This is a genomic window from Acidimicrobiales bacterium, assembly GCA_036270875.1.
Taxonomy (GTDB): domain Bacteria; phylum Actinomycetota; class Acidimicrobiia; order Acidimicrobiales; family AC-9; genus AC-9.
Genome location: DATBBR010000062.1, coordinates 1 through 23,348 on the forward strand (window position 1 = coordinate 1; position 23,348 = coordinate 23,348).

Genomic DNA, 23,348 nt, shown 5'->3' on the forward strand with positions numbered 1-23,348 from the left:
CCGCCGAGCAGCGCGCGCCGGGTCACGCCCAGACGGCCGTCATCGACGACGTCGCCGGTCGCCGGTTGTGGTTCGTGCCCGATCGGATTCATCCCCAGCCTTTCCGGCGTCAGGCGGCGGGCCCCGGTCGTCGCCGCACCAGCAGAAGGGCGGTGTCGTCGGCACCGCCCGCCACCCGGGCCATGGACTCGATGGCCTCGTCACACAGTCGGTCGAGCGACGAGCCGTCACCGCTGAGCACGTCGGCGAATGCCCTGATCCCGTCCTCGAGGTCGTGGCCGTGGGACTCGACGAGCCCGTCGGTATAGAAAGCCAGGATGGCGTCCTCGGGAAGGGACCACGTGTGCTCCTTGTACCCGCCGACGCCGGCGCCGAGCGGCGGTCCCTGGTCGGCCTCGAGGCTGCTCGTCAGCCCGCCGGGGCGGGCGACGAGAGGCGGCACGTGTCCGGCGTTGGCGAACCGAAGCTGGCAGGTGGCCGGATCGAGCACTGCATAGATGCACGTGGCGATCTCGGCCTCTCCGACATCGATCATCAGCTCGTCGAGCGCTCGCAGCACCTCGCCGGGCGGCAGGCCCAGCTTGGCGTAGGCCCGCACCGCGGTGCGGATCTGACCCATGATCGCGGCGGCGTGGACGCCTCGGCCCATCACGTCGCCCATCACCAGCCCGACACCACCCGATCTCGACCGTATGACGTCGTACCAGTCACCACCGACCTCGGCGTGGCCCGCCGCCGGTACGCACCGGGCGGCGACGTCCAACCCGTCAACCGATGTCACGTCGGCGCGCGGCAGCATGCTGCGTTGCAGGGTGGTCGCGATCTCCTGCGACTGATGGAAGCGCAGCCCATGCTCGACGGCGACGTTGGCCCGAGCCGAGAGCTGGTCCATCATGCGCAGGTCGTCTCCGTTGTAGCTCGGTCGCTCGCCACAGGCCCCGAAGAGAACGACCGCGACGACCTCACCGCCGGCGATCACCGGCACGCCGACCGTGGTGTGCGGCCGCTCGCGCGGCAACTGCGTACGGGGGCACAGCGCCTGGATCCATCCCGGTGGCGTTTCTGCATCGACCCGGTGGAGCGCCGGTGTGCGACTCCGCGCTGCCCTGGTGACCGGATCGTCTCCCGGGAACCGGATGCTCACACCGGGGTCGGGACGAGCGCCGCAGAGCTCCCGGGTCGCTGCGAACGCGACGGGTTCCGCCGTCACCTCCGGTCCATCGCTCCAACCATCTCGCCGCGCCGCCGGCAGCACGAACACCGCACACATATCGGCGATCGCGGGCACGACGGCATGAGCCAGCGCCTGCAGCTTGGCTCCAGGGTCCAAAGCCGCGTTCACCTCTGCCGTGACGCCCGAAAGAAGCTCCAGCCGCTCGCGATCCCGGGAGACTGCGTGCTCCGTCAGCTCCAGCTCGGTGATGTCCTCGGCGATCGCTCCCACGCCGCACCTGGTTCCGTCAGAGCTGTCGATAGGGATGTAGCTCATCCGCCACACGCGCGCCGTCCCGGGGGCGTGCCGCAGCTCTCCCTCCACGCGCTCGCCGAAGATCGGCCTGCCGGTCTCCAGCACCTGGCGCAACGACCGATCCACTCCGGACGCCAGGTCCGGGTGGACCTCACGGACCGTCCGGCCGCACCGCTCGTCGGAGGTGCCGCCGTCCATCGCCAGCAGGGCGTCGTTGACCCGGGCGAAGCGGAGCTCGGTGTCGAAGATCATGAGCCCGACCGGAAGGCCGCGGAACAGCGCGTCCAGCGCCGCGGGCGAGCCGGCGTCGATGACCTCGCTGGCGTCGGGAGACGCCTCGCCGGTCATCGGCATCCGTCGCTCCGGCCTGGTGTCACAACAGCATGATGAAGACCGCGTGTAAGGGTGCTCCCCATCCTCCCCGTCTCCTGACCCCGACTCACCCGTCCGGCGCCGGGCGCACACCCTAATCCCTCGGCCGATGCCCGATCGCTCCACCACTGTCGAGACCACCTGGACGCCGTAGGGTAGCCCGGAGATGGGCCGGATCCTCGTCGACGGCATGAACGTGATCGGCTCCCGTCCGACGGGCTGGTGGCGCGACCGGGCCGCCGCGGCGCGGGAGCTCTTCGGCCGCCTGCAGCGCCTGGCCGCCGCCACCGGCGACGACGTGACCCTGGTGCTCGACGGGCGGCCACAGCCCGAGCTGCCGGAGGGCGAGCACCCCGGGGTGCGGGTCCTCTACGCCCGGCGCTCGGGCCCCGACGCCGCCGACGAGCGCATCCTCGAGCTGCTGGCCCAGGAGCCCGAGCCGGGGTCAGTTCGGGTGTTCACCTCGGACCGGGCCCTCCGCCAAGAGGCGGAGCGGCTCGGCGCAGCCGTGGCGGGGGCTGGGACCCTCCTCACCCAGCTCGACGAGCTGGCCGGCTGAGCGTGCTGGCGCAGGGTCGCCCCGGCGGGACCGCGCCAGGGCAGCCCCGCAGTCGTCATCTTCCGGCCCGGCTGCACCAGCCCGCTTCGGGCCTCTAGCCTGGTGGGCACCGCAGTGGAAGGAGATGCGTGTGCTCGCCAATATCGCCGGGCCCGACCTCTTCATAGTCCTGGCCGTGGTCGCGCTGCTCTTTGGCGGGACCCAGCTTCCGAAGCTGGCCCGCTCACTGGGATCGGCGTCCCACGAGTTCCGCAAGGGCGTCGAAGAGGGGGGCCACGCGGAGGACAAGGCGACGGACGACAAGGCCGAGGGCAAGGGCAAGGCCCAGGAAAAGGCCACGACGGAGGACAAGGGGCAGGCAAGTACCTAGGCGGTCCCAGTCCGATCTGGCACAGTCCAATCGGGCACAGTCCGATCGCGCCCGGTCCGAACGGGCCGGACTTCCGTTCGGGCTTCATCAGGGGGCCGAGTACGTCTTCGCCGCGCTCCTGGTCGAGACTTCACTGCACGTACGCGGACCCATGGGAAAGGTCCTCCTAGCTGCCGCCGCCTATCTGGTGGCGATGGCCCTGCTGTCCCGGGGCCCCCTCGGCCTGGTCCACATCGTGGGCCCCCGCCTCCACCAGGGCCTCGATCTGGTGCTGGTCATCGGTCTGGCCGTCTCGCCGGTCATAGCCAGGAACGACCTCGACGTGGCGGGGGTCATCGTGGCCGAGGCGCTCGCCATCATCCTCCTCCGGTTGGCCTTTCGCACCCGCTACGTCCCGGCCGCCGCCGCCGTCGGCACCGGGGGAGCAGCCACCCGGGCTGTTCCGGCGTCCAGGGAGCCGGGCCGCGCCCCCGTCTCGGAGGGCAGCGGCAGTGCTGGGCCTCCTGGCGAGGCGGCGCAGTCGCCGGCAGCGAGTGCCGGCGACGGGGCTGCCGCCCCCTCTGCTCGCCGTTCACCACGAACAGCAGAGGGCGGGAACGGGTCCCCCTCTGGGCCTGCGGCGCCGCCGGCGACACAGCGCCCCGTGCCCACGACGGCCTGGACGCTGGGGGTCCTGGCAGCACGGGCCCGCCGACGAAGGGCCGGTCCGGACCGCGCCCTGGGCGAAGGGGCTCGCAGGCTCGGCACGGCGCTGGGGCGCGCCAACCGGCGGCGAACTGACTGACGCGAGCCCTCTATGAGGCGAGCGCTACTGGGCGAACCACGTCTGCATGGTCTGGGCGAAGAACATGTCGCCAGTGAGCTTGAGCTTGCCCGACATGAAGGCCTGCATGCCGTCGAGCTTGCCCGACACGAAGCGCACGAAGTCGGCCAAGGCCAGCCCCAGGGTGACCCGAGGAGACTCGCCGGCGCCCTTGGCCACCGAGCACGCTCCGTTGTCCACCTTGAACTGGTAGCTGCGGGTCCCGTCAGGAGTGGCGATGTCCCACTGGACGAGGGCCGACTGGCCGGCCGCCTTCTCGGGGAGGAAGGCCTCCTGCATCCCCTCGAAGATCTGGTCCAGCACGGTGTCCACGCCGGTCGCGGAGACGAACTCGTTGATCTCCTCGTCCGACCTTCCATCCACGAGCTCAGCCAGCTGCTCCCGGCCCAGCTGCTCGGCGTTCTCGGCCATGGACGCTCCTCCTGCTCGTCGGTAGCGGCGAATCCTAGGATCTCGATGGTCGGGGCCACAACGGTCCGGCGTGCGCCCGCCCGGGAGGCGGCGCAGGAAACAACTATCGGGGGCGACGATGACGAACAGCGTGCTGGAGACGGCCGACCGCCTGTGGCGCGGTGAGGCGGACATCGCCGAGCAGCATCAGTTCTTTCCCGACACGAGCCTGACGGAGATCGCCGACGGGGTGGTCTTCGTGCGCTCCTTCGCCAACGTCAGCGCCGTGGCCACCGGCGAGGGGCTGGTGCTCGTCGACACGGGCAGCCCGTTCTTCGCCCTCGCCATTCATAGCCAGCTGCGGCGGTGGTCGGCCGACCGCCTGCACACGGCCATCTATTCGCACGGCCACATCGACCACGTGTTCGGCGTCGGTCCCTTCGAGGAGGACGCCCGGTCGAACAGCTGGCCCGCACCGACCGTGGTGAGCCATGAGGCCCTCCCCCCGCGCTTCGACCGCTACCTGCTGACCGCCGGCTACAACGGCATCGTCAACCAGCGCCAGTTCCAGGCGCCCGACCTCGTGTGGCCGACGAGCTACCGCTACCCCGACCACACCTATCGCGAGCAGATGAGCCTCGAGATCGGCGGGCTGCTGTTCGAGCTGCATCACGACCGGGGGGAGACCGACGACCACACCTGGACCTGGATCCCCGAGCGCCGCGTGCTGTGCTGCGGTGACTTCTTCATCTGGGCGTCACCCAACGCCGGCAATCCGCAGAAGGTCCAGCGCTACCCGAGCGAGTGGGCGGCGGCGCTGCGCAAGATGGCCGCGCTCGGTCCCGAGGTGCTCCTGCCTGGCCACGGCTTCCCGATCGTCGGCGCCGACCGGGTCGCCCGGGCCCTCACCGACACGGCCGAGCTTCTCGAGAGCCTGCACGACCAGACCGTGGCCCTCATGAACCAGGGAGCCCGGCTCGACGAGGTGATCCACAGCGTCGCCGCCCCCCGCCATCTCCTCGAGCGACCGTACCTCCACGCCATCTACGACGAGCTCGAGTTCGTGGTCCGCAACACCTGGCGCCTGTACGGCGGCTGGTACGACGGCAACCCGGCCATGCTCAAGCCTGCCCCCGAGGCCGACCTGGCCGGGGAGCTGGCCGATCTGGCCGGCGGGGCCCAGCGGCTGGCCGATCGGGCCCGACAGCTCGCCGAGGCCGGCGATCTCCGACTGGCTGGCCATCTGGCCGAGGCCGCGGCGCTCGCCGCCCCCGCGGATCCCGAGGTGCACCGGGCTCGAGCTGAGGTGTACGAGCGACGGGTGGCCCACGAGGACTCGGTCATGTCGAGGGGCATCTTCGGCTGGGCCGCCGCCGAGTCGCGCCGCCTGGCGCAGGGGTGACGCGGGTCCCCTTCGGCATCCCCCGAAAAAGGCAGGGAGTGGGCCGAAAGGGGCGAATATACACACGCAATGACTCGTCGCTCGGTCTTCCGTCGCGCCGGGGTCGTCGCCTCTGTCTTCGCAACGCTTCCCGTCCTGGCGTGGGCCTGCTCCGCCTCGGGTACCCCCGCAGCCCCCAACGACCCGTTCTGGCCCCAGCAGTGGAACATGACCCAGATCGGTCTACCGGCGGCGTGGGGCGCGAGCACCGGCCGGGGCGTGCGCATCGGGATCGTCGACTCGGGAGTCGACCTCGGTCACCAGGATCTGACCGGCAAGGTCGTCGCCGGCACCAACTGCATCAACTCCGGCGGGGACTCCACCAAGTGCAACGGGAGCCCCCAGGACGACAACGGGCACGGGACGCACGTGTCGGGGATCGCCGCCGCCTCGACGAACAACGGGCTGGGAGTGGCGGGCACCGCGCCGGACGCCCAGCTGGTCGTGGCGAAGGTCCTTGACGCCCGTGGGTCGGGCAACTTCTCCGACGTCAACGCCGGCATCATGTGGGTCGTCGACCATGGCGCCCGGGTGGTGAACCTGAGCCTGGGTGACTCCACGCCGATCGTCCCCGGCCTGCTGGGGCAGAACTCGCTGGAAACCGGCATCGAGTACGCCTGGAGCCACGGGGCAGTGCCGGTGCTGGCCTCAGGCAACACCAACTACTTCGGTCTCGGCAGCCAGAACTACGGCAACACCGACGCCGTCGTGGTCGGAGCCACGGGGTCCAACGGCCAGCCGACCAGCTATTCGAGTCCGCCCGGCAATGCCAAGTGGTCGTTGGTCGCGCCGGGCGGTGCGGGCTACGACTCAACCGGCCAGCCGACCTGCGACGGCGCCGCCCGGGCCCAGTGCATCATCTCGACCTACTGGAGCTCGGGCCAGGCCAACTCCTACGGCTATGACGAGGGAACATCCATGGCGACCCCGCACGTGACGGGGACGGTGGCACTGCTCCTGGCGATGGGGCGAACCCCGACCCAGGCGGTGTCGGACCTCCTGTCCTCGGCCAACAAGGCAACGGCCTGCGGGTCCGGCTGCGCCGGCCGCCTCGACGCCTCCAGCGCAGTCGGTGCCGGTCCCGCCCCCGCGGCGCCGTCGGGGCCCGCCGGCGGCTCGTCCGGCCACGCGGCCACCTCAGGGGCGGCCTCCGCCCGACCCGCAGGCTCCGGATCCACGGGCACCCAGGCGCCGCGGCCGGGAACATCCCCCACGGTGTCAGCCATCGCCAGCCCGCCGCCCGGCTCCCGGGCGAGCGCAGCCGGGAACCTGGGCATCCCGACCGCCGGCCAGGGTCGCGATGGCCGAATGTCCGGCGCCGCCGGCGTCCTCGCCGTGGTCACCTTCCTCGTGGCCGGGTTCACCGCGGCCTTCCGGGTCCGGCGGCAGTTGCGGGGCTGAGCCGTCCGACGCGGCCCGTACCAGCCGGACGACGTGGGCTGTGACCAGCGGCGAAGTGCGGGCCCCTCCGGCTTTCGATTTCGCCGGCACGTCCCGCTAGATTGCCCCGCGTGATCCGCGAGCTTCGCCGGGCGGGTGGCCACGGCTCCTCTTCGCGACGGGGACTCTGGGCGGCAATCGGGCTGCTCCTCGTCGCCATCTCCGGCTCCGCCTGCACCATCCCCACCTTCGGTGCCTTCAAGGGCGCGACGGACCAGGGCCATGCCGCGTTCCACATGTGGGAGTGGTCCCTCCTCGCCGCCATGGGCGTCGGGGCCATCGTGTGGATACTCATCTTCTGGTCGATCATCCGCTACCGGAAGCGGGGCGACGAGCTCCCCAAGCAGATCCGCTACAGCACCCCCGTGGAGATCGTCTACACCATTGTCCCGATCCTCATCGTGATAGGGCTCTTCTACTTCACGGTCATCGTGGAGGACCGGATCGACGCCGTGAGCCCCACTCCGGCGGTGACAGTGAAGGTCACCGGCTATCAGTGGGGGTGGCGCTTCGACTACCAGGGATCGGGGGTGTCGCTGGTCCCGTCGCCCAACCACCCGGCCCAGCTCGTGCTGCCGGTCGGCGTGAGCACGAGGATCAATCTCGTCTCCAACGACGTGGTGCACGGCTTCTACATTCCAGCGTTCAACTTCAGCCGGTACGCCCAGCCCGGAGTGACCAACACCTTCGACTTCAACCCCACCGAGAGCGGGACTTTCATCGGTCGGTGCGCGCAGTACTGCGGGCTCTACCATTCGCAAATGCTGTTCAGCGTCAAGACGGTGAGCCGGGGTCAGTTCAGGACCTGGCTGGCCGGCCAGACCTCGGGAGCGGCGGCATGACGATCATCGGCGAGCGTCCGGCGACCATCGTTCACGAGCCTGACCACGAGGCCGAGCCCTCGGGGATCTACAAGTGGCTCACGAGCACCGACCACAAGGTCATCGGCAAGAGCTACCTGATCACCTCGTTCCTCTTCTTCCTCCTGGCCGGCGTCCTGGCCATGGTCATGCGCACCCAGCTGACCGAGCCCAACAGCACCATCGTGAGCCAGCACGCGTACAACGAGCTGTTCACGATGCACGGCAGCCTGATGATGTACCTGTTCGCCGGGCCGTTCGCCTTCGGCGGCTTCGCCAACGTCATCGTGCCGCTCCAGGTGGGCGCCCCGGACATGGCCTTCCCCCGCCTGAACGCCCTGTCGTACTGGCTGTACCTGAGCGGCGGGCTCATGATGATCTCGGGCTTCTTCACCGCCAGCGGCGCCGCCGACTTCGGCTGGGTGGCCTACGCGCCCCTCTCCAACGTGACGAGCACGCCAGGGGCGGGCCCGGACCTGTGGATCATGGCGCTGATCCTGACCGGGTTCTCGGCCATCTTCACCGGGGTCAACATCATCACCACCACGTTCTACCTGCGGGCGCCGGGCATGACGATGTTCCGCGTCCCGATCTTCACCTGGAACATGGTCGTCACCGGGATCCTGATCCTCATCGCCTTCCCCGTCCTCACCAGCGCCCTCGTGCTGCTCATGGCCGACCGCCACTTGGGCACCCACGTCTTCACAGTGCAAGGCGGTGGTGTGCCCGTGCTCTGGCAGCATCTCTTCTGGTACTTCGGGCACCCGGAGGTGTACATCCTCGCCTTGCCCTACTTCGGGATCGTGACGGAGATCCTGCCCGTCTTCTCCCGAAAGCCTGTCTTCAGCTACAAGGGCCTCGTCTTCGCGACCATGGCGATCGCGGGGCTGTCCACCGGTGTGTGGGCCCACCACATGTTCACCACGGGAGTGGTCCTGCTCCCATTCTTCAGCGGGCTCTCCTACCTCATCGCGGTGCCCACGGGGATCAAGTTCTTCGCGTGGATCGGGACGATGTGGCGCGGCCAGCTCACGTTCGAGACGCCGATGCTGTTCGCCATCGGGTTCCTGGTGACGTTCCTGCTCGGCGGCCTCTCGGGCGTGCTCCTGGCCTCGCCGCCGGTCGACTTCTTCGTCCACGACACCTACTTCGTGGTGGCCCACTTCCACAACGTGCTGTTCGGGACGGCGGTGTTCGCAGGCTTCGCCGGGATCTACTACTGGTATCCCAAGATCACCGGGCGCAAGCTCCACGAGGGGTGGGGCAAGTGGCACTTCTGGCTGACGCTGGTCGGGTTCACCGTCACGTTCATGCCCCAGTACCTGCTCGGGCTCAAGGGCATGCCCCGCCGCATCGCCGTGTACTCGCCCACCGACGGGTTCACCTTCCTCAGCCGCATCTCGACGGCGGGGGCCTACATCCTGTTCCTGTCCGTGGTGTGCCTCCTGATCAACTTCTACGTCTCCTGGCGCCGACCGATACCCGCCGGTCCCAATCCGTGGGACGGGCACACCCTGGAGTGGGCAGCCGACTCGCCGCCCGCACACCACAATTTCGAGCGGCTCCCCCTCATCCGGTCCGAGCGCCCGGTGTGGGACATGAACCACGGAGAGCCTGACGCCCCAGGGATCGAGGGACCGACTGGGGTCACGGTTTGATGAGCAACGTCCCGCCCGAGGGCACCATCCCGGAGGACAAGGCGTTCACGCGACGCCGGCGGGCCTGGATCGTCGAGGCCCGGTTCCTGGTCGGCGTGGCCGTCTTCTTCGCCGCCGTCTGCGCCATGTACTGGTTCGGGTCCTACGAGAACGCAGGGACCGTCCTGCTCGTCTTCACCGCCTTCCTTGGTCTCCTCCCCGGGGGCTACCTGCTGTGGTGGTCACGGCGCATGCGCCCTCGGCCGGAGGACCGCGATGATGCTGTCCTCGACGAGGGGGCCGGCCACATCGGCGCTTTTCCCGACTCGAGCATCTGGCCCTTCATCTTCGGCATCGGCGCCGGCGTCTTGGCGTCGGGCTTCGTGTTCGGGGCCTGGCTCTGGGTCCTGGGCGTGAGCATGATCATCTCGGCCATCGTCGGCGTCGTGATCGAGAGCCGCCGCGGCGGCACCGTCTGAGCACGGAGTTCCCGCCGGACGTCGGTGCGGGAGCGTCACCCTCGGCTTGGCCCCGTTCTTTCGAAATGGGGGCCAGCCGAGGTGCCGCTCCCTCGCCTCCTACAAGCGAGGCAGTGGAGCCCGCCCGTCAGAGCGCCCTGAACGCGACACGTTCGCTCATCGACGGCCTCAGCAGCTCCTCAGCAGCTCGTCGCGATCGGGGCACAGAAACCTCGGCGGCGAAGGCGCAAAGGGCCGAGCTCACCGGGCGAGCTGGCCGGCGCATCGGCGGCGATTTCGTAGAACGCCGACGATGCGACCGGGCCAGATCGCCCGCGCGGGCCGGCCGGCGCTGGACGCCGGGGTCAGCTGCTGCCGGCGGGCCGGTGCCGGGGCCGCAGGAGGCCTCCGAACCGGCGCGGAGGCGTGACGCCGGTGGCCTCCGAGCGGTCGGCTCCGACGCCGACCTCCTCCTCGCCGCCCTCCGGCCCACGGCCGCCACCGCGGCGCACCGCCTCTTCCGGCAGCTCCTCGGGCGGCGGCTCGCGGACGTCGTCGCCGGGGTGGATGTCGGCCGGGACCGTCGTGTACCCGCCGTCGGGCGACCGCACGACAACGTTCGAGCGCTTGCGCAGTCCCGCGCTCGGAGCACGCGACAGCTCCTTGCAGATCTGGTACGTCGCCAGGCCCACCACGATGGGAATCGTGGGGGTCCCGATGCGGAACGTCCACAGGACCCCGTTGAGCGACACCTTGAGGGTGTTGGCCAGGACGTCGGTCGAGCTGGCGAAGAACAGCATCACGTAGAACGTAAGGACGCCGACCCCGAGCCCGGTGCGGACAGGTCGATCGCGGGGCCGGTCGAGCAGGTGGTGCTCCTGGGTCTTGTCCTCCGGCCTGAACCTGGCCTCGATGAACGGCCAAGCGTAGAGGATGCCGAAGGTGAGCCCGGGCAGGATGACTGCCGGGTAGAAGGGGGCCGAGATCAGGTACCGGCTGGCGAACTGGGTCTCCCACGCGGGCATGATCCGCAGGGCCCCGTCCAGCCACCCCATGTACCAGTCGGGCTGCACGGCATAGCTGACCTTGAAAGGCTCATAGGAGCCGTAGAGCCAGATGGGGTTGATCTGGAACAGGCCCCCGAGCAGGGCGAGACCGGCGAAGATGATGAAGAAGTACCCGGTCGTCTTGGCCACGTAGGTCGGCCAGAAGGACGACCCCACCACGGTTCGGTTCGTTTTCTCCTTCCCCGGGAAGTCGGTGTGCTTCTGGTGCCACATGATCCCCAGGTGGGCGGCGAGGAGGCCGGCGATCACAGCGGGGATGATGAGGATGTGCAGCGAGTAGAAGCGGGGGATGATGTCGCCGTTGCCGGGGAAGTTGCCGCCCCACAGGAGAAAAGCCCCCCACGTCCCGATGATCGGGATGGACAGGAATATCGAGAAGGCGATGCGCAGGCCCGCGCCCGAGATCTGGTCGTCCGGAAGCGAGTACCCGATAAACCCGTTGACGATGACCAGGATCAGCATGGTGAGCCCGATCATGTAGTTGAGCTCCCGGGGCCGGCGGAAGGCCCCGGTGAAGAAGATCCGGCACAGGTGCACGACCACGGCGGCGGCGAAGATGTCGGCCGCCCAGTGGTGCATCTGACGCATGACCAGGCCGGCCCGCACGTTGAGGCTGAGGTCCACCGTCGACTGGTAGGCCTCCGAGACCCGCTGGCCCCGCAACGGGACATAGCTGCCGTTGTAGACGACCTCGTGGGTCGACGGCACGAAGAACAGCGTGAGGAAGATCCCCGTGATGATGAGGATCACGAAGGAGTACATGGCGATCTCGCCGAGCAGGAAGGACCAGTGGTCGGGGAAGATCTTGTTCAGCGTGGTCTTCCCGAACCGGGCCACACCGAAGCGGTCGTCGACCCACCGCGCCAGCTCGATGGTGCGGTCCTCGACCGAAGGACGCGGCTTGTCGCGTGACTTCATCGTCGGTCGCTTGATCACTATCCCGCCGCCTTGTTCTTCGGTGGGTTCAACGTCGTCGACGTGTTGCGTTCCCAGTACCCCGGACCGACCGGCTCCTGGTAGTCCGACTGGGCCCTCAGGAATCCGTCGCCGTTGTCCATGATCGGGAGCTGGGGTATGAGGCGGGGCGCGGGGCCGAAGATCGGTCGGGCTCCGTTGAGGATCGTGAACACCGACTGGTGGCACGGGCAGAGCAGCTGCTGCACCTGCTGCTGGTACAGGCTCACCGGGCAGCCGGCATGGGTGCACAGCTTGGAGTAGGCGAGGTAGCCGTGTGGTGACCACGTCTCCCGCCCCGGCAGGGTGGTGATGGGCACCGACGACGCTCTGATGAGCAGCGTCTGGGACACGGCATCGCCCTCGTGGCCCTCCGGGAACACGGTCAGCACCCCACCCACGTCGACGTCGTCGGCCATAACCGGATTGCCGTCGATGCGGACCAACCGGGAGCCCGGACGAAACTGGGTGAAGTCCAGCGCGTTCCCCGGCCTCGGATTGTAGAGAGAGCGGATGAACGGGAAGATGCCGACGATCGAGAAGACCGTTATGGCCGCACCGAGCAGCTTGCCGAGGAAGCCTCGTCGCTCGACGGCCACCGCGCCTCTCGAGAAGGCGGCGCCGAAGGCCTCCTTGTCCTCCTCGGTGGTGGGCAGCTCGTGGCGATCCTCGCGGAATGGTCCTTGCGGCATGAGGTACTTGCCCCAGGCGGCGACGCCAATGCCGATGCCGGCCAGGCCCACCCCCAGCAGGGCCCCCTCAGCTTGGGTCTGGCCGCCCAGCGAGTAGATGATGGCCAGGCCGATGGTGGCCAGCACGCTGACGGCGAAGCACAGGGCGACGAAGTTCTCGACCCGGCGCGGGCGCTGGACCGGGATCTCGAGGCGGAGGTCCTCGACCGCCGTGGCCGTGCCACCGCCGGAGCTCGTGCTGCCCGGGCCAGCGCCACCCGCGCCGCCTGAGCTCACCTGCTCGCTCCTGCTCTCATCCTCGCCGCCAGGGCTCACGTTTCAACCTTCTCGGTGGTCTCTGTCCGCGGGGCACCAGGGGCACTCGTACCCGCGTCCGCTGTTGGAGAGGCAGGGGGCCGGCTGTCGGCATCGGGGGCACCGCTCGTGGAGTCTGAACTGTTCGGTCCTGCTCTGATCCCGATCCAGTAGGCCGCGAGTATCAGCACGCCGAGGCCCACCACGATGGCGATGAAGCCCTCCGTCACCGGCCCCACGTGACCCAGCCCGAGGCCTCCCGGGTTGGCAGGATGCTGCAGGTAGGTCACGTAGCGCACGATGTCGTTGACGTTCTGGTCGCTCAGGGTGCCGGGCCCGAACCGCGGCATGTTCCCCGGCCCCGTCCGCATGGCCTCGGCGATCTGCGTCGGCGTCGCCTGGTAGAGGGACGGGGCGAAGGCGCTGTTGGCCAGGGCGTCACCGACCCCGGTGATCACGTGGCAGCCGGCGCAGTTCAGCCCGAACAGGTCGTTGCCGCTCGACTGGCTGGCCGACGCGGTGTTCACGACGGGGATGCCCGGCCCTCCCGCCCCGAAGGACGTGACAAAGGAGACGATGGCGAGCTGTTGGGTCCTGCTGAACAGCACGGGCTTGCGCACCGCCTGGGCGCCCGGGTACGCCAGCGGCATCCGCCCCGTCGAGACCCAGAAGTCGACGGTCGCCGCGCCCACCCCGACCAGGTTGGGGCCCCGGTCGCTCCCCTCGGCGCTCAGCCCGTGGCAGCTGGAGCAGTTGTTGATGAACAGCTGCTGTCCCGTCCCCGCCAGCGCGGTCGGAACCGGCAGCGTCGACGAGGTGGTCGCGGGGTTGGCGACAGAGGTAGGCGTCGATGAGGCCCCGCCTGGAGTGGTGGTCGGAACGGTGGCCGGCTGCGCCCGCGCTGGCGTCGGGCTGCCTCCGAACGACAGCAGGCCCAGGGCGACCACGAAGGCCACCAGGGCAGCGGGGAGGAGGAGTCGATTGCGCATCACGGTCTAGTGGAGGAGGAACAGCGAAGCGTAGAGAGCTACCCAGACGATGTCGACGAAATGCCAGTAGTAGGCGACGGCCTGGAACGCGGGAACCTCGCCCGGGTCGCCGCGGGGGCCGATCATGCGCCCCAGGAGAGCGACCATCGCCAGCAGGCCCAGGGTGACGTGGAGTGCGTGCAGGCCCGTCATCATGAAGAACATCGACCCGTAGGCGTTGGTCTTGGGAGTGAAGTCGACCGTCAGCCACTCGTACAGCTGGTTGGCGACGAACGCCGCCCCCAGCAGGAAGCTCATGATCGTCCAGAAGCGGGCCGAGCTCCGGAGGAACTTCTCCTCCTGCCACACCGCGTGCTGCATGGTCACGCTGGACATGACCAGGATGAAGGTGAAGATGCCCGCCCGGATGGGATCGACGTGGGTCGCCGTGGGCGGCCAGGGGTTCCCGTCGTGGGCGCGGATGGTGAAGTAGGACGCGAACAGCCCGCTGAAGAACATGAGCTCGGAGGCCAGCCAGATGATGGTCCCGACGCCCACCATGGACGGGCGCTTGGCGTGCGCCGGTCCGAAGCCCGGGGTCCCCTCGACCGGGATGGCCTGAGTCACGGGTCCAGTTCTTAGTCGAAGGGGCCGCTACCGATCACATCGGCGCCGACCGGCTCCGGCGAGCCCGTGGAGGGGGCCATGGCCGACGGCAGGGGATGCTCGTGCACGACAGTCAAACGCCGGGTGGCGCGGGTCAAGGCGACGTAGAGGGCCCGCAGTCCCTGGGGCTCCTCGTCGACGATCGAGGCGGGCTCCACCACGACCACCGAGTCGAACTCGAGGCCCTTGACCACCTCGACGGGGACCACGGTGATGGCGAAGTCGAGCCCGTCCCGGCTGGCGTCGCCGAACGAGAGCCCGGCTCGGCTCAGCCCCTCGGCCAGCGCCGGCGCCAGCGAGCCGGGAGCGACCACTCCAACGGTGCCGCCCCGGACCAGGGCCGCCTCCCTGGCCGACCGCGCCACGACCTCGGCGACGAGGCCGCCCGGACCGGCGGCGACCACTGCCGGGGCCTCACCTGTCACCCGCACCGAGCGAGGTGGATCGACCCACGGTGCTGCCACCCGGAGGACGTGGCTCGACACCCTCATGACCTCGTCGGGCGTGCGGTAGTTGACGCTCAGTTCCACTGTCCGCGCCGCTCGTCCGGGTGCCAGGTGGGCCAGGACGTCCGTCCAGGCCTTGGGCGCAACCGGACCGGTCGCCTGGGCCAGGTCGCCGACGACGGTCATCGAGCCCGACAGCGAGCGGCGCGACACCATGCGCAGCTGCATGGGCGACAGGTCCTGGGCCTCGTCCACCACGATGTGGCCGTACGAGCGAAGGTCGTCCTCGCCACCGGACGACACCGGCCCGAGCAGCACGCGGGCCTCGTCGATGAGGGGGATGTCGGCGACCGACCAGGGGATCTCGTCCAGCGAGCTGCTCCTGGGGCGATGCAGGGCGCCCACCTCGGGATCGGCCAGCCCGGCTCTGCGGCCGGCGAGGCGCAAGAGGGCGGGCGCCCCGTAGAGGTCGTGCAGCAGCTCCTCGGGCCGCAGGCGGGGCCACATGCGGTCGAGCGCCTCGGCCAGGGCCGGCACCCGGCGGACCTCGCTGATGAACTCGTCGTCCTCCAGCTCGAAGCCCGCGACGCGGTCGGCGGCGCCAGCGCGCGCCAACGACTCCCGGTACTGGGCCAGCAGGCGGCGCCCCACGAGGGTCTCCAGCTGCCGCCGCCGGGAGTTGTGGGTGCCCGGACGCCGGCGGACCGCGGTCACCACCTCGGCCGAGACCTGGGCCGTGAAGCGGAGCACCGCAGACCCGAACGGCACCTCGACATCGCGGGTCAGCGCTCGTTGCCGGTCCCGCACCGCCCGGGCGATCAGCGTGGCCATCCGGATCTCGCCCTTCAGGGCGGCGGTGCCCGGGTCGTCCGATCCCCGGGCGTCGACGCCGGGTACCAGGCTCTCGGCCGTGCCGAGCACGACGCCGTTCTCACCGAGGGACGGCAGGACCTGCTCGATGTAGCGGAGGAAGACCCGGTTGGGCCCCACGACGAGCAGGCCCTGGCGCTCCAGAGGGAACCGGTGCGTGTACAGCAGGTAGGCGGCGCGATGAAGGGCGACCGCGGTCTTGCCTGTGCCCGGACCACCCTGGACGACGACCACACCGGGCAGCGGGGCTCGGATGATCTCGTCCTGCTCCCGCTGGACCGTCGCCACGATGTCACGCATGTGGCCGGAACGAGTCCGCTCGAGAGCCGCCAGCAGCGCTCCGGAGCCGACGCGACCCTCGGTGTCACCATCGGCCAGCCCGTCTTGGCCGCCCGGCTCCCCCGAGGGGAGCGTGAGGAGCTCGTCCTCGATGCCCAGCAGCCGCCGGCCGTCGGTCGAGAAGTGCCGCCGGCGGACGAGACCCATGGGGTGGCGGGCCGTCGCCCGATAGAAGGGCTCGGCGATCGGCGCCCGCCAGTCCACCACCAGCGGCTCGTGGTCGGCCCCGGAGACGGCCAGCCGGCCGATGTAGAACGTCTCACCGGCGCCGTCGGTGTCTTCGGGCCGGGCTCCCGGGCCGGCGGTGCCCGCGGGCCGGCCTCCCGGGCCGGCGGCCGCCCCGTCAGGGCCGGCCCGGTCGATCCGGCCGAAGCACAGGGCGTGGCGACCGATCTCCAGCTGGTCGAGCCGCTGGAGGCTGGAGCGGACGATCACGTCCCGCTCCTGCCTGGCCTGGTGGGTGCCGCCCTTGCCCTGGTCGAGAACCGCCTCCAACCGCCGGCGGGCGGCATCGCGCATAGCCGCCAGCCGCTCGTAGGCGTGGTCGATATAGGCCTGCTCGCTCTGGAGGTCGGGATGGGGCACCGGCAGGTCCCGGGTCGGTCCACCGTGGGCGGGACCGTCAACCCTAATACCGTTCAGCGTCGAAGCCGAATGCCGGGGGCGACTCCGCAGTCCGCGCAGGTAACGTCGCCGCGTGCCGCTCGAGGACTCCCCGTTCCTGCGGGCCTGCCGGTGCCGGCCCGTCGATCGAGTGCCGGTCTGGTTCATGCGCCAGGCTGGTCGGTCGCTTCCCGAGTACCGGGCGCTGCGCGGTGACGGAAGCGTCCTCGAGGCCATCGTCCAACCCGAGCTGGCCGCCGAGCTGACCCTCCAGCCGGTCAGGCGCTACGGCGTCGACGCCGCCATCCTGTTCTCGGACATCGTCGTCCCGGTGGCCGCCATCGGATTCGGCGTCGACGTGGTGCCGGGGGTGGGTCCGGTCGTGGACAGCCCCTTCTCGGGTCCGGCCGACCTGGCCCGCATCAGGCCCCTCGAGGCGGAGGAGGACATCCCCTACGTCCTCGACGCGGTGCGGCTCGTGGTGCAGGAGCTCAACGTGCCCCTCATCGGCTTCGCCGGAGGGCCGTTCACCGTGGCCAGCTACCTCATCGAAGGAGGGCCGCCGCGCACCTACACCCGCACCAAGACCCTGATGCGGACCGACCCGACGACCTGGGCACAGCTGGTGGAGCTGCTCGCCGACCAGGCCCTTGCGTCGCTGCGAGCTCAGGTGCTGGCCGGCGCCACCGCCATCCAGCTCTTCGACAGCTGGGTCGGTGTCCTGTCGCCGGACGACTATCGGGACCTGGTCCTGCCGGCCACCACGCGGATCTTCACCGGGCTGGCCGACCTGGGCGTGCCCCGCATCCACTTCGGGGTCGGCACCGGGGAGCTGCTGGCGCTCATGGCGACCGCCGGCGCCGACGTCGTCGGTGTCGACTGGCGGGTACCCCTGGACGCCGCCCGACAGCGCGTTGGACCACGGCGGGCGGTCCAGGGCAACCTCGACCCGGCGATCTGCCTGGCGCCCTGGGAAGTCGTGGCGCCCGAGGCTCGCAAGGTCCTGGCCGCGGGCGGCGGCCGGCCGGGCCACGTGTTCAACCTGGGCCACGGGGTGCTGCCCGAGACCGACCCTGATGTGCTGCACCGGATCGTCGACCTGGTCCATGAGGAGGGTCGGATCGGATGACGCCGAGCGACGAGGTGGTGGTGGTCGGCGGCGGCATCACCGGCCTGGCGGCGGCGTGGGAGCTCTCGCAACCGGCGGGCGGCGGCAGTCCCGCCCGGGTGACGGTGCTCGAGGCGGCGACGCGCCTCGGCGGCAAGATCGACCGCCAGGACCTGGCCGGCGAGCCGGTCGACGCCGGGCCCGACGCCTTCCTCGCCCGGGTGCCTGATGCCGTGGCCCTGTGCCAGGAGCTCGGGCTGGGCGAGGAGCTGGTCGCTCCCGCCACCAACACGGCACTCATCTGGACGCGGGGCCATCTGCGGCGCCTGCCCGACGACACCGTGCTGGGGGTCCCCACGCGGCTTCGGACGCTCGGGGCCTCGAAGATCGTCTCGCCGGCCGGGCTGGCCCGCGCCGGCCTCGACCTGATCCTTCCCGCTGACGCCTCCGCCGACGACCGCTCCGTCGCCGCCCTCGTCGACGCCCGGTTCGGTCGCGAGGTGCGCGAGCGCCTGGTCGACCCGCTCCTGGGTGGCATCCACGCCGGGTCGACCGAGCACCTGAGCCTGGCTGCCACCGCCCCCCAGCTCGACGCGGCAAGACGCGAGCACCGAAGCCTGCTGCGCGGCCTGCGTCCGCCGCCACGCGATCCCGGCGCCGCGCCCAACCCCGTCTTCCTCGCCCCGCGCCGCGGGCTCGGCCAGCTCGTCCAGGCACTGGCGCGCCAGCTGGCCGAGCGTGGCGTAGAGCTGCGCACCGCGGTCGCGGTCGAGAAGCTCGAGCGAGCGGAGGGACGGTGGGAGGTGGGCACGCCTCATGGGCCCGTCGTGGCGGACGCGGTCGTCCTGACCGTGCCGTCCTTCGTGGCCTCGGACCTGGTGGCGTCCCAACTACCGGAGGCGGCGTGCGAGCTCGATGCCGTCGAGCACGCGTCGGTGGTCCTCGTCACCCTGGCCTATCCGTCCCACGCCGTCTCGATGACGCCGGAAGTCAGTGGGTTTCTCGTTCCCCGGGTCGACGGGCGCCTCATGACCGCGTGCACCTGGCTGTCGGCCAAGTGGCCGCACCTGGCGCGCCCCGGCACGACCTTGCTGCGGGCGTCAGCCGGCCGCTGGGGAGACGAACGCGCCTTGGACATGGCCGACGAGGAGCTTGTAGGCCTACTGCGGGCGGAGCTGCAGGAGGCCATGGGGATCAGCGCACCTCCCGACGCTGTCGCCATCGCTCGCTGGCCTCGCGCCTTCCCGCAGTACCAGGTCGGGCACATGGAGCGTGTGGCCCGGATCGAGGCCGCGCTGGCCCGCCAGCCGGGCCTGGTCGCCGCCGGGGCCTCGTACGGAGGGGTGGGCATCCCCGCATGCATCGGCCAGGGGCGCCGGGCGGCCCGGGCCGTGCTCGACCAGCTGACGGCGGGCGCCCGGCGATGAGCCCGCGGCCAGCGGCGGGGATCCATCCCGCCGCTGGTGTGGGGTACGCGTGGCGAATTTGGGAGAATCGGAAGGGCTGGGCAGGAGAGCGAGGTGATGAGGTGGCCAGAGCTATCTGGAGCGGATCGATCAGCTTCGGGCTGGTCAACGTGCCCGTGAAGCTGTTCACCAGCGTGCGCAAGAAGGACGTGCGCTTCAACCAGCTCCACGCCAAGGACGGCGTGCGCATCCAGCAGAAGCGGGTGTGCCCCGCCGACGGCGAGGAAGTGGGTTGGGACGACCTGGTGAAGGGCTACGAGATCGCGCCCGGGCAGTACGTCGTTGTCACCAACGAGGAGCTCGAGGCGCTCGACCCGGAAGCCACCCACACCGTCGACATCGAGGACTTCGTGGCCCTCGAGGACATCGATCCGCTCTACTTCGACTCCTCCTACTACCTGGTGCCCGACGCCCCCGGCGTCAAGCCCTACCGCCTGCTGCTCGACGCCATGAACGACAGCGGGCGGGTGGGCATCGGTCGGGTGGTGCTGCGCACCAAGCAGTACCTGTGCGCGGTGCGGCCCCTGGGCGACGCGCTGGTCCTCACCACGATGAACTTCGCCGACGAGGTTTCCCCGGCCAGTGAGCTGGAGGGGGTCCCAGGACCGGGGGCGGAGCCGTCGAGCCGCGAGATGAAGGTGGCCAAGCAGCTGATCGACTCGCTGACGGCCAAGTTCGAGCCCGACAAGTACCACGACACGTACCGCGAGGCGGTGCTCGCGCTCATCGAGGCCAAGGCCCAGGGACAGGAGGTGGTCTCCGAGCCGCCGCCCGAGAAGGCCGCACCGGTGGTCGACCTCATGTCGGCGCTCGAAGCCAGCCTGGCCGCCGTCAAGGACAAGGGCGAGACCGAGGACACCGGGCGGCAGGAGAAGCGACGCGCAACTTCCTAAGGATCGGCGCGCCGCTGGGGAGAATGTCCGCCATCAGGGTCGCGGCCGTCGGGCTGGCGGCCGGCCTGACGACGGCCTTCTCCTTGCCGCCGTGGGGGTTCTGGATCCTGGCCCCCGTCGGTCTGGCCGTCCTCTACCGGCTGCTGGAAGGCCGCGGGGCGCCGTCCCGGGCGTTGGCCGGGCTCACCTTCGGCGTCGGGCTGCTCGCCATCGGCCTGTTCTTCACCACCGCCTTCAACGCCGGCGGGTGGGTGGTGCTGGTTCTCCTCGAGTCGGCCTTCGTCGCCGTCGCCTGCGCCCTGGTGCCCCCGGTGCGGGGACGGAGCCTGGCCTTCCCGGCCGTCCTCGTCCTCGCCGAGGTGGTCCGGGGCTCGTGGCCCTTCGGCGGCCTACCGATGGGTGGCATCCCACTGGGCCAGGTGAGCAGTCCCATCGGTCCCGCGGCCCGGCTGGGCGGCCCGATGCTGCTGCTGGCGCTGGCCGCGCTCGGCGGCGTCGTCCTGGCTGAGGCGGCCCGCCTCGTCCCGCTGGGCCAGACGATCGATCCGCGCCGACGGGCCCACGCGCTCGCCACCGCGGGGCTGGCCGCCGTGGCGATCGTCGGCCTGGCCGTGGCCGGCGACCTGGCTCCCGACGGCGGGGCGGCCGTGGGGAGCGACCGGGTCGCACTGGTGCAGGGCGGGGGGCGGCGGGGCTTCCGGGCCTCCCAGGTCGACCCCGCCACGGTGTTCGACGCCCAGCTCACACCGAGCCTGGCCCTTCGGCCCCCACTTGGGCTCATTCTGTGGCCCGAGAACGTGCTGGACCTGAACCAGTCCCTCCAGGGCTCCGCCGAGGCCCAGGAGGTGAGCCAGCTGGCTCGGGCCAAGAGGGCCACCGTGGTCGCCGGGGTGACCGAGCCGGTCGGGACGAGCCAGTTCCGCAACATCGCGGTGGCGTGGGCGCCGTCGGGGGCCATCGTCGCCACCTACGACAAGGTCCATCGGGTCCCGTTCGGCGAGTGGATCCCGTGGCGGCCCTTCTTCGGCCTGCTCGCCGACCTGTCCGCCGTTCCCCGCGACGCCATCCCCGGCCACGGTCCGGGGATCCTCCACACCCCGGTCGGGTCCCTCGGCGTGATGATCTCCTACGAGGTCTTCTACGAGGACGCCGGCCGGGCGGCGGTCCGGTCGGGCGCCCGGCTCCTCACCGTGCCCACCAACACCGCCTCCTACACCACCAGCCAGGTGCCGACCCAGGAGCTGACCACAGCCAGGCTCCAGGCCATCCAGGAGGGACGCGATCTCATCCTGACCTCCCCCACCGGCTTCTCCACCATCATCGACCACCGGGGCCGCGTGCTGGCCCGGTCGAATCTCGGATCCCAGCAGGTCGTCGAGGGCACGCCGGCGATGCGCACCGGGCTCACGCCCTACGCCCGGGTGGGGGACGTGCCGGTCCTCGCAGCCAGCGGACTGGCGGTGCTGGCAGCGTGGGTCCTCGAGGTCCTGGGCCGCCGTCGTCGGAGGGCGGATCCGCGGGACCCGCAGCTCACTACTGCTTCTCGCTGACCCCGGCGGAGTCGAAGGTGGCCATCTCCCGCACGATCCGAGCCGCTCCCTGGAGCACCGGAAGCGCCACACAGGCGCCGGTCCCCTCTCCCAGGCGCAGGTCCAGGTCGAGCAGAGGCGACAGGCCGAGGTGCTCGAGGCCGACCGACGCTCCGGGCTCGCTGGAGCGGTGCCCGGCGACACAGAAGGCGGCGCACCCCGGCGCCAGCGCCTCGGCGACGACGCCCGCAGCCACGGCGATCACACCATCGACGAGGACCGGAACCCGAGCGGCCGAACCGGCCACGATGAACCCGGCGAGGGCGGCGATCTCCAGGCCGCCCAGTGACGCCAGCACGGCCTGGGGCTCGATGTTCGCCTCCGCCGCGGTCCGGGCCAGGCCCCGCTCGACGACGTGGACCTTGCGGTCCCACTCGTCGTCGCCGATGCCGGTGCCCCTGCCAGTCACCTCCGCCGCCGGCCGACCCGTGAAGGCGGCGATCAAGGCGGCCGACGGGGTCGTGTTGCCGATGCCCATGTCACCGGTGACCAGGCATCGGGCCCCCTTCGTCACCAGGTCGTCGGCCACGGCCGCCCCCACGTCGAGGGCGGCGGTCGTCTCCTCCGCCGTCATGGCCGGCTCTTCGGCCAGGTTCGCCGTCCCGGGCCGCACCTTCGCCGACACCAGCCCGTCGGCGGGGGCCAGATCGGCGGCGACCCCGACGTCGATCACCACCACGCCCGCCCCAGCGTGACGGGCGAGGACGTTGATGGCTGCGCCGCCGGCGCAGAAGTTGGCGATCATCTGGGCGGTGACCTCGGCCGGCCACGGCGACACGCCCTCGGCCAACACACCGTGGTCACCAGCGAAGACGGCGACCACACCAGGCTCGGGGACCGGTGGAGGGGACTCCGCGGCGATGCCGGCGAGCTGGACGGCGAGGGCTTCGAGGCGGCCGAGGGATCCTCGCGGCTTGGTGAGCCGGTCGAGATGGGCGGCGGTCGAGCGCGCCGCCGCCTGGTCGGGGCGACCCAGGCGGGCCCGGGCGTCCGCGAAGTCGAGCACCTGGGGCTCGCTCAGTCGTCAGGCGTGCCGGGACGGTCGAGGATGACCGCCTCGAGGCGCGCCGGGCGCTGGTGACCGTGGTCGATGAACAGCAGGCGGTTGAAGATCGCGAACTTGCCGACCCAGATCACGCCCCACGCCGCCAGGGCCGAGGCGTTGACGATCACAGCCGTGCCCAGGTGGGAGGAGGTGACGAGGTGCGCCTTGCTCTCGGCGATGTCCACGGCGAGGATCGACAAGGCCAACCCGGCGAAGGCCAGGGCCCAGAAGGGCACGATCTCCTTCCACAGGTGCGACGGACCTCTCTTGCCCCACGCCCACCGCCGGTTGAGGTAGTAGGAAGGCACGGTGGCAACGGCCGTGGCGATGATGTTGCAGGTGACAGCGGAGCCAACCTGCATCACGCCGAAGGTCAGGAAGAGCACGGCCTGGCTGACCGCCACCGAGATCACCGACACCAAGGTGTAGCGGACGGCCTTCTTGCCGTTCGGCGTCGACGCCCACGCCTTCACGTCGCCGGGAGCGAGGCTCACCCCCTTCATCATATCGTCACAATCCCCTCAACCCCG

The 23,348-nt window shown here is 70.7% G+C and carries 21 protein-coding genes; 12 read left to right on the plus strand and 9 right to left on the minus strand.

The window, feature by feature from the left end; genetic code table 11:
- Positions 1-109: 109 nt before the first annotated feature.
- Positions 110-1,822, minus strand: a complete 1,713-nt coding sequence (locus VH112_07180) for a SpoIIE family protein phosphatase (protein HEX4540013.1) — start codon at positions 1,820-1,822, stop codon at positions 110-112.
- Positions 1,823-2,006: 184 nt separating this feature from the next.
- On the opposite strand from VH112_07180, the gene VH112_07185 reads away from it, so the two are divergent.
- The 3 genes from VH112_07185 to VH112_07195 all read left to right on the plus strand — a co-directional run bounded on the left by VH112_07185 (position 2,007) and on the right by VH112_07195 (position 3,553).
- Positions 2,007-2,399 (plus strand): NYN domain-containing protein, encoded by a 393-nt coding sequence (locus tag VH112_07185; GenBank protein ID HEX4540014.1) that lies wholly within the window; start codon positions 2,007-2,009, stop codon positions 2,397-2,399.
- A gap of 130 nt (positions 2,400-2,529) precedes the next feature.
- Positions 2,530-2,769, plus strand: coding sequence for a twin-arginine translocase TatA/TatE family subunit (locus VH112_07190; protein HEX4540015.1), 240 nt, complete (start codon positions 2,530-2,532; stop codon positions 2,767-2,769).
- 151 nt (positions 2,770-2,920) lie between these two features.
- Complete coding sequence (locus VH112_07195; GenBank protein HEX4540016.1) at positions 2,921-3,553, plus strand: hypothetical protein; 633 nt, start codon at positions 2,921-2,923, stop codon at positions 3,551-3,553.
- Positions 3,554-3,577: 24 nt separating this feature from the next.
- Here VH112_07195 and VH112_07200 read toward each other — a convergent pair whose 3' ends face one another.
- A complete protein-coding gene (locus VH112_07200; GenBank protein HEX4540017.1) occupies positions 3,578-4,003 on the minus strand; it encodes an SCP2 sterol-binding domain-containing protein in 426 nt (141 codons plus the stop codon).
- Positions 4,004-4,121: 118 nt separating this feature from the next.
- On the opposite strand from VH112_07200, the gene VH112_07205 reads away from it, so the two are divergent.
- The 5 genes from VH112_07205 (at position 4,122) to VH112_07225 (ending at position 9,839) form a co-directional block, all read left to right on the plus strand.
- Entirely contained in the window at positions 4,122-5,384 is a 1,263-nt protein-coding gene (locus VH112_07205) for an alkyl sulfatase dimerization domain-containing protein (protein ID HEX4540018.1), read from the plus strand.
- Positions 5,385-5,453: 69 nt separating this feature from the next.
- On the plus strand, positions 5,454-6,824 hold the full coding sequence (locus VH112_07210; protein ID HEX4540019.1) for a S8 family serine peptidase: 1,371 nt from the start codon (positions 5,454-5,456) through the stop codon (positions 6,822-6,824).
- Positions 6,825-6,934: 110 nt separating this feature from the next.
- Positions 6,935-7,705, plus strand: a complete 771-nt coding sequence (gene coxB / locus VH112_07215) for a cytochrome c oxidase subunit II (GenBank protein HEX4540020.1) — start codon at positions 6,935-6,937, stop codon at positions 7,703-7,705.
- Complete coding sequence (ctaD, locus tag VH112_07220) at positions 7,702-9,381, plus strand: cytochrome c oxidase subunit I (protein HEX4540021.1); 1,680 nt, start codon at positions 7,702-7,704, stop codon at positions 9,379-9,381. The genes coxB and ctaD overlap by 4 nt, the downstream gene beginning before the upstream one ends.
- Complete coding sequence (locus tag VH112_07225) at positions 9,381-9,839, plus strand: cytochrome c oxidase subunit 4 (GenBank protein ID HEX4540022.1); 459 nt, start codon at positions 9,381-9,383, stop codon at positions 9,837-9,839. The genes ctaD and VH112_07225 overlap by 1 nt, the downstream gene beginning before the upstream one ends.
- 344 nt (positions 9,840-10,183) lie before the next feature.
- Here VH112_07225 and VH112_07230 read toward each other — a convergent pair whose 3' ends face one another.
- The 5 genes from VH112_07230 to VH112_07250 are packed head-to-tail and all read right to left on the minus strand — an operon-like array spanning position 10,184 to position 16,699.
- The gene (locus VH112_07230; GenBank protein HEX4540023.1) at positions 10,184-11,803 is read right to left on the minus strand and encodes a ubiquinol-cytochrome c reductase cytochrome b subunit; all 1,620 of its coding nucleotides are present in this window, start codon (positions 11,801-11,803) and stop codon (positions 10,184-10,186) included.
- Positions 11,804-11,820: 17 nt separating this feature from the next.
- Positions 11,821-12,807 carry a Rieske 2Fe-2S domain-containing protein gene (locus VH112_07235; GenBank protein HEX4540024.1) on the minus strand — a complete coding sequence of 329 codons (987 nt, stop codon included), beginning with the start codon at positions 12,805-12,807 and terminating at the stop codon, positions 11,821-11,823.
- A gap of 35 nt (positions 12,808-12,842) precedes the next feature.
- Positions 12,843-13,814, minus strand: coding sequence for a c-type cytochrome (locus VH112_07240; protein HEX4540025.1), 972 nt, complete (start codon positions 13,812-13,814; stop codon positions 12,843-12,845).
- 6 nt (positions 13,815-13,820) lie between these two features.
- Positions 13,821-14,420 carry a cytochrome c oxidase subunit 3 gene (locus VH112_07245; protein HEX4540026.1) on the minus strand — a complete coding sequence of 200 codons (600 nt, stop codon included), beginning with the start codon at positions 14,418-14,420 and terminating at the stop codon, positions 13,821-13,823.
- An 11-nt stretch (positions 14,421-14,431) separates the two neighbouring features.
- Positions 14,432-16,699, minus strand: a complete 2,268-nt coding sequence (locus tag VH112_07250; protein ID HEX4540027.1) for an ATP-binding domain-containing protein — start codon at positions 16,697-16,699, stop codon at positions 14,432-14,434.
- 112 nt (positions 16,700-16,811) lie between these two features.
- Between VH112_07250 and hemE the strand changes: the two genes are divergently transcribed.
- The 4 genes from hemE (at position 16,812) to lnt (ending at position 21,734) form a co-directional block, all read left to right on the plus strand.
- The gene (hemE, locus tag VH112_07255; GenBank protein ID HEX4540028.1) at positions 16,812-17,846 is read left to right on the plus strand and encodes a uroporphyrinogen decarboxylase; all 1,035 of its coding nucleotides are present in this window, start codon (positions 16,812-16,814) and stop codon (positions 17,844-17,846) included.
- Complete coding sequence (gene hemG / locus VH112_07260; GenBank protein ID HEX4540029.1) at positions 17,843-19,252, plus strand: protoporphyrinogen oxidase; 1,410 nt, start codon at positions 17,843-17,845, stop codon at positions 19,250-19,252. Before hemE ends, hemG begins: the two co-directional genes overlap by 4 nt.
- Positions 19,253-19,353: 101 nt before the next feature.
- Positions 19,354-20,184, plus strand: a complete 831-nt coding sequence (locus tag VH112_07265) for a Ku protein (GenBank protein HEX4540030.1) — start codon at positions 19,354-19,356, stop codon at positions 20,182-20,184.
- A 23-nt stretch (positions 20,185-20,207) separates the two neighbouring features.
- The gene (gene lnt / locus VH112_07270) at positions 20,208-21,734 is read left to right on the plus strand and encodes an apolipoprotein N-acyltransferase (GenBank protein HEX4540031.1); all 1,527 of its coding nucleotides are present in this window, start codon (positions 20,208-20,210) and stop codon (positions 21,732-21,734) included.
- Here the strand turns inward: lnt and cobT are convergent.
- Together cobT and VH112_07280 are read right to left on the minus strand one after the other, a co-directional pair.
- Positions 21,718-22,779, minus strand: coding sequence for a nicotinate-nucleotide--dimethylbenzimidazole phosphoribosyltransferase (cobT, locus tag VH112_07275; protein ID HEX4540032.1), 1,062 nt, complete (start codon positions 22,777-22,779; stop codon positions 21,718-21,720). The genes lnt and cobT overlap by 17 nt on opposite strands.
- A gap of 11 nt (positions 22,780-22,790) precedes the next feature.
- Positions 22,791-23,312: a GtrA family protein gene (locus tag VH112_07280; GenBank protein HEX4540033.1), complete on the minus strand. Its 522-nt coding sequence runs from the start codon at positions 23,310-23,312 to the stop codon at positions 22,791-22,793.
- Positions 23,313-23,348: the final 36 nt, after the last annotated feature.